This window comes from Streptomyces sp. NRRL B-24572, assembly GCF_002156145.1.
Classification (GTDB): domain Bacteria; phylum Actinomycetota; class Actinomycetes; order Streptomycetales; family Streptomycetaceae; genus Streptomyces; species Streptomyces vietnamensis.
Genome location: NZ_MWIG01000151.1, coordinates 1 through 6,045 on the forward strand (window position 1 = coordinate 1; position 6,045 = coordinate 6,045).

7 protein-coding genes are annotated in these 6,045 nt (G+C 72.7%); 3 read left to right on the forward strand and 4 right to left on the reverse strand.

The window, feature by feature from the left end; all coding sequences use genetic code 11:
- Nucleotides 1–2 precede the first annotated feature (2 nt).
- Nucleotides 3–1,130: an acetylhydrolase gene (locus tag CCN56_RS09685; protein ID WP_086825533.1), complete on the forward strand. Its 1,128-nt coding sequence runs from the start codon at nt 3–5 to the stop codon at nt 1,128–1,130.
- A gap of 9 nt (nt 1,131–1,139) precedes the next feature.
- Entirely contained in the window at nt 1,140–1,934 is a 795-nt protein-coding gene (locus tag CCN56_RS09690) for a S16 family serine protease (RefSeq protein ID WP_041129453.1), read from the forward strand.
- On the opposite strand, the gene CCN56_RS09695 is transcribed toward CCN56_RS09690, so the two are convergent.
- From CCN56_RS09695 to CCN56_RS09710, 4 genes are all read right to left on the reverse strand, one after another.
- Complete coding sequence (locus tag CCN56_RS09695) at nt 1,867–3,282, reverse strand: MFS transporter (RefSeq protein WP_086825535.1); 1,416 nt, start codon at nt 3,280–3,282, stop codon at nt 1,867–1,869. The two genes, CCN56_RS09690 and CCN56_RS09695, sit on opposite strands and share 68 nt — an antisense overlap.
- On the reverse strand, nt 3,279–3,461 hold the full coding sequence (locus tag CCN56_RS09700) for a hypothetical protein (protein ID WP_086825537.1): 183 nt from the start codon (nt 3,459–3,461) through the stop codon (nt 3,279–3,281). Before CCN56_RS09700 ends, CCN56_RS09695 begins: the two co-directional genes overlap by 4 nt.
- Nucleotides 3,462–3,480: 19 nt before the next feature.
- Nucleotides 3,481–4,131: a transcriptional regulator gene (locus CCN56_RS09705; protein ID WP_086825539.1), complete on the reverse strand. Its 651-nt coding sequence runs from the start codon at nt 4,129–4,131 to the stop codon at nt 3,481–3,483.
- 81 nt (nt 4,132–4,212) lie between these two features.
- Entirely contained in the window at nt 4,213–4,692 is a 480-nt protein-coding gene (locus CCN56_RS09710) for an Lrp/AsnC family transcriptional regulator (RefSeq protein ID WP_041129450.1), read from the reverse strand.
- A 121-nt stretch (nt 4,693–4,813) separates the two neighbouring features.
- On the opposite strand from CCN56_RS09710, the gene hppD reads away from it, so the two are divergent.
- Complete coding sequence (gene hppD / locus CCN56_RS09715) at nt 4,814–5,959, forward strand: 4-hydroxyphenylpyruvate dioxygenase (RefSeq protein WP_086825541.1); 1,146 nt, start codon at nt 4,814–4,816, stop codon at nt 5,957–5,959.
- Nucleotides 5,960–6,045 lie beyond the last annotated feature (86 nt).

The following is a 6,045-nucleotide window of genomic DNA, read 5'->3' on the forward strand; positions in this document are numbered from 1 at the left end:
GCATGACACCGCACCCCGCACCCAGCCGCCGTACCGTCGCCAAGGGCGCCCTCCTCGGCGCCGCCGCCGTCCTGTTCGGCCCGGGCTCCGGAGCCGCCCGGGCGGCGGACGGACCGGCCGCGCTCCGGCTGCCCGCGCCCACCGGCCCCCACCCCGTCGGCCTCCGCACCTTCGTCCTCACGGACACCTCCCGCAACGACCCGTGGGAGCCCGCCGCCGTACGCGAGGTGAAGATCAGCGTCCTGTACCCGGCCCGTACCGTCCGCGGCTTCCCGCGCGCCCCGCAGCTCACCCCTGACGAGGCCGGGGAGTTCGCCGGCCTGGCGCCCCTGGTGCACCCCGGGCTCCCCGAGGCCGGCGTCGACTGGGGCGCGGTCCTCACCCACGGGCACGTGGACGCGCCCCCGCTCCCGGGGCGCCGCCCCGTGCTGGTCTACACGCCGGGCGGCGGCGACTCCCGCACCCTCGGCACGACCCTCGCCGAGGACCTCGCGAGCCACGGCCGGATCGTGGTCCTCGTCGACCACCCGGGCGACGCCAGCCAGGTGGAGCTGCCGAGCGGGATGCGCTGGACCGTCCTTCGGGGGGACCCGGACCCGGCGACCTTCCGCACCATGATCGACACCCGGGTCGCGGACCTCCGTCTCCTCCTCGACCGGCTTCCCGGCCTGCCCCTCGCCCCCGTCATGGACCTGCGCCGGATCGGCGTGTACGGGCACTCGGCGGGCGGCACCGCCGCCGTCCACGCGCTGGCCTCCGACGACCGGATCGCCGCCGGCGTCAACCTGGAGGGGTACCTCGACCTCGACCCGGAGCTCGTGGCGGGCCTCGACCGGCCGCTGCTCATGTTCCGTACGGACGGATTCGAGCACGCCGACCGTCTGGAACGTTCCTGGGCCGGGCTGCCCGCCCGCCGCGTCCTGCTGACCGATGCCAACCACTGGATCTTCAGCGACTACGCGCACCTCGTCCCGCAGCTCCAGGCCGCCGGCCTCGTCACCGCCGACACCAGGGCCGCGCTCGTGGGGGCCGGAGACCCGGCGGCGGCGACGGCCCGCGTACGGCACGGGCTGAGGTCCTTCTTCGACCGCCACCTCCCGGTAGCCCGGCACCGGCGCGCGCCCCAGTAGATTGGGGGCGTGCTCTCCCGCCTCTCCCGTCCCCGCGCCCTCGCGCTCTGCGCCCTGCCCGTCGCCGCGCTCTTCGCCGTCGTCGGGCTCGCGCCGCTGCCGTACGCGATCGCGCAGCCCGGCACGACCGCCGACGTGCTCGGCAAGGACCAGGGCAAGGAGGTCATCACCATCACCGGCGCCCCGGTCCGGCCCACCAAGGGCCAGCTGCGGATGACGACGATCCTCGCGACCGGGCCGTCCACGGACGTGGACCTCGCGGACGTGACCGACGCCTGGTTCCGTACCGACCGGGCCGTCCTGCCGCACGACTCCGTCTACCCCTCGGGGCAGTCCGACGAGGAGATCGAGAAGCACAACCTCGGGCAGATGAAGGAGTCGCAGGACGCGGCCACCCTCGCCGCGCTCGGGTACCTGAAGCAGGATCCCGAGAAGGTGAAGGTGACCCTGCACCTCGCCGACGTCGGCGGGCCCAGTGCCGGGCTGCTCTTCTCCCTCGGCATCGTCGACAAGCTGGACGGCGACGGGGACGGCGGCGACCTCACCGGCGGCCGGATCGTCGCCGGTACGGGCACGATCGAGCCGGACGGCACCGTCGGCGCGGTCGGCGGGGTGTCCCTCAAGACGCAGGCCGCAGCCCGGGACGGGGCCACCGTCTTCCTCGTACCGAAGGACGAGTGCTCGGACGCCAAGGCCGAGCAGCCCAAGGGCCTGCGGCTCGTGCCCGTCACCGCGCTCAGCGACGCGGTGGCGTCCCTGCGGGCCCTGGAGCAGGGGCAGGAGTCGAAGGTCCCGAGCTGCTGAGCTCGCCCTCGCCCTCGCCCTTGCCCTTGCCCTTGCCCTCGCCCTTGCCCGCGGTCGCGGGCGCGGGCGCGTCGGCGGCCGGTGTGCCGCGCGGCGCGTCCATCGCCCGCCAGGAGGGGAAGACCAGCGGGCTGAGCGTGGCCAGGAAGTACAGCCCGCCGACGGTGAGCAGCGTCGCGGTGATGCCCATCCGCTCCACCAGGAAGCCGGCGGCCACCCCGCCGAGCGGGGTGGTCAGCAGCACGCCGGCCGTGCTGGCGCTGCCGACCCGGCTGCGCAGCTCCTCGGGGACCGTCTCGTAGAAGACCGCGCCGAGGATGGGGTTGAGCACCCCGGCTCCGAGCCCGCCGAGCGCCATCACCAGGAGCAGCGGCGGGGTGGTGTCGGTGAGGGCCGCCGTCACGTAGACGGGGGCGCCGCAGAGGAGGAAGCCGACCGCGAGGACCGGGAGGCGGGGGAGGCGGTGGCCGAACGCCGCGTAGAGCAGGGCGCCGGTGAGGGCGCATCCGCCGAAGACGGCGACGAGCAGGCCGAGCGCCGCCGACCCGCCGAGCTCCTCCCGGGCGTGCACCGGGAGCAGGACCGAACTCCAGCTCTGGGCCAGGCCGTTGGTGAACATCACCATGACGTTCACGCCGAGGAGCAGCCGGGTGCGCAGGATGAACGCATAGCCCTCGCGCAGGTCGGCGCGGTACACGGCGAGGGACAACGGCGGCGCTCCGCGCGCCGGTTCGGCGGACGGTATCCCGCGCAGTCCCAGGAGGACGAGGAGCGCGGAGACGGCGAACGTGGCGGCGTCCACGTACAGGACGGTGTCGGCGCCGAGGAGTGCCACGAGCAGGCCCGCGAGCGCGGCGCCGGTCATCCGGGCGCCGCGTGAGACGGCGTCGTAGAAGCTGGTGGCGCGGGAGAGCGGGGTGCCGGCCCGCTCGGCCAGGTCGGGCGTGAGGACGTTGCGCGCGGTCTCGCCGGGGGCGTGGAAGAGGCCGGTGACGGCCATCAGCGCGCACAGCATCCAGAACCGGAGCGCGCCGGCGTGGTTGAGCAGCGGGACGGCGGTGAGCGCGAGGGCGCAGACGAGGTCGGAGCCGATGGAGACCCGGCGGCGGCCGATCCGGTCGATGACGGGGCCGCCGACGATCGCGGAGAGGAGGACGGGCAGGGCGGCGCAGAAGGCGACGAGGCCGGCCTTGCCGGGGCTGCCCGTGATGTCCAGGGCGAACCACGGGACGGCGATGAGGGTGAGTGAGTTGCCGCTGATGGAGATGGCGTTGGCGGCCAGGACGGTGGCCAGTGGTAAGCGGTCGCGCTTCGGCGTGCCCGCTTCGCGTCCCCCCGGCGCGGTCATGCGGCGAAGGCGATCGGGCGGTCCGCGGGGGTGGCCAGGCGCAGACCCAGCTCGACGAGCCGCCAGCCGAGCTGGACGCGCAGCGGCGGGGCGGTCACGGCGGGGGCCGGGGCCTCGGCGGCGCGGTGGAGTTGGACGGCGTTCAGGTGGTGCAGCTGGAGGTGGATGTCGGCGTGCATGACTCCGTGGTTCCTTCCGTCAGTCGTTGTGCTGCGGGAACGCGTGCAGGTGCATCCGTACGCGCTCGGCGCCCGGTGCGTCGGGGTCGGCGGTGGCGCTGTACTCGTTGATCAGGGCGTGGATCTTCTGGTTGAGCTCGCGCAGCCGCTCCGGCGGGAGGTGCAGCTTGAAGTCGCTGAAGTCCGAGGCGCCGGCCCAGGCCTCGTCCCAGGTGTGGCGGGTGGCGACCCAGGTCGACAGCTCCTGGGTGTGGATGGTCGCGATCTCGTGCAGGAAGACGTCGAGGGCGCCCTGGACCTCGGGGTCGGGGTCCTTGTGGAGCGTCTCGTCGAAGCTCGTCCCCTGGTGGGCCGCCTTCCACCACCGCTCCCGGCCCTTGCCGCGCGTCGGGTCGTCCACGATGAAGCCGTGGGCGGCGAGCTGGCGCAGGTGGTAGCTGGTGGCGCCGCTGGACTCGCCGAGCCGGTCGGCGAGTTGGGAGGCGGTGGCGGGTCCGTAGCGGCGCAGGGCGCGCAGGAGCTGGATGCGCAGGGGGTGGGCGAGGGCGCGCAGGGAGTGCGGGTCGAGCGTGCGGGTCAGGGTTTCGACGGGCTGCGTGGCGAGCCCCGCGTCGGGCTGCGTGGCGAGCCCCGCGTCGGGCTCCGGGGACTGCTCTTCGTGCTCGGCCATGGCTCCACCGTAGAGTTGCAAAGAAGTCTCTGCAAGGGATTTTTGCAGAGACTTCTTTGCAACTCTCGCCCGCGTCGCTCCCTACCCCGTCGGCTCGCCCGCCGCCGCCTGTTCCACCAGCGGGATGATCCGCAGCGGCACCGGGTTCTCCATCACGATCGCGGTCGACGCCCGCACGATCCCCTCGAAGGCCACCACCTTGTCGATCACCCGCTGGAGGTCCGCGTTCGAGCGGGCGACCAGCCGGCAGAGCATGTCCCCGTGGCCCGTCGTCGTGTGCAGTTCCAGGACCTCCGGCACCGTCGCCAGATGTCCCCGCACGTCCGCGCCCTGCCCCTGCTTGATCTCGAGCGTCGCGAAGGCCGTCACCGGATAGCCGAGTGCCGCCGGGTCCACCTGCGGCCCGAAACCCCGGATCACCCCGCTCGCCTGCAGCCGGTCGAGCCGCGCCTGCACCGTGCCGCGCGCCACCCCCAGGCGCCGGGAGGCCTCCAGGACCCCGATGCGCGGCTCGCGCGCCAGGAGCGCGATCAGCCGGCCGTCCAAATGATCGATCGCCACAGCGGCCCCTTCATGGTCAGGATGTACAAGTCGCACGGCCATACTCGCCGGTCGCTGTGCAGATTGACCAGCAGATCAGCAAACTCTTGCGCACCTTGCCGAGCAGCGGGACTCTGCTCCCATGACTGAGACCATCGATCACACCCCGACCACCGCGCGGCAGGCCGATCCCTTCCCGGTGAAGGGAATGGACGCGGTCGTCTTCGCCGTCGGCAACGCCAAGCAGGCCGCGCACTACTACTCCACGGCCTTCGGCATGAAGCTCGTCGCCTACTCCGGACCGGAGAACGGCAGCCGCGAGACCGCCAGTTACGTCCTCACCAACGGCTCCGCCCGTTTCGTGTTCACCTCCGTCATCAAGGTCGCGACCGACTGGGGCCGCTTCCTCGCCGAGCACGTCGCCGAGCACGGCGACGGCGTCGTCGACCTGGCGATCGAGGTGCCGGACGCGCGCGCCGCGTACGCCTACGCCGTCGAGCACGGCGCCACCGGCATCACCGAGCCGTACGAGCTGAAGGACGAGAACGGCACCGTCGTCCTCGCCGCCATCGCCACCTACGGCCAGACCCGCCACACCCTCGTCGAGCGCTCCGGCTACGACGGCCCCTACCTGCCGGGCTTCGTCTCCGCCAAGCCGATCGTCGAGCCGCCGGCCAAGCGCACCTTCCAGGCCATCGACCACTGCGTCGGCAACGTCGAGCTCGGCAAGATGAACGACTGGGTCGGCTTCTACAACAAGGTCATGGGCTTCACGAACATGAAGGAGTTCGTGGGCGACGACATCGCGACCGAGTACTCCGCGCTCATGTCGAAGGTCGTCGCGGACGGCACCCTCAAGGTGAAGTTCCCGATCAACGAGCCGGCGATCGCGAAGAAGAAGTCGCAGATCGACGAGTACCTGGAGTTCTACGGCGGCGCCGGCGTCCAGCACATCGCCCTCGCCACGAACGACATCGTCGCCTCCGTGCGCGCCATGCGGGCCGCCGGTGTCCAGTTCCTCGACACCCCCGACTCGTACTACGACACGCTCGGCGAGTGGGCGGGCGAGACGCGCGTGCCCGTCGAGATCCTGCGCGAGCTGAAGATCCTCGTCGACCGCGACGAGGACGGCTACCTGCTGCAGATCTTCACCAAGCCGGTCCAGGACCGTCCGACCGTCTTCTTCGAGATGATCGAGCGTCACGGGTCGATGGGCTTCGGCAAGGGCAACTTCAAGGCGCTGTTCGAGGCGATCGAGCGCGAGCAGGAGAAGCGCGGCAACCTGTAGCCGCCGCTCGTGAGGGCCCCGGGGCTCGCCCCCGGGGCCCTCACGGCCGCCCCGCCGTCCACCGTGGGCACACGGGCCCGGGCCCG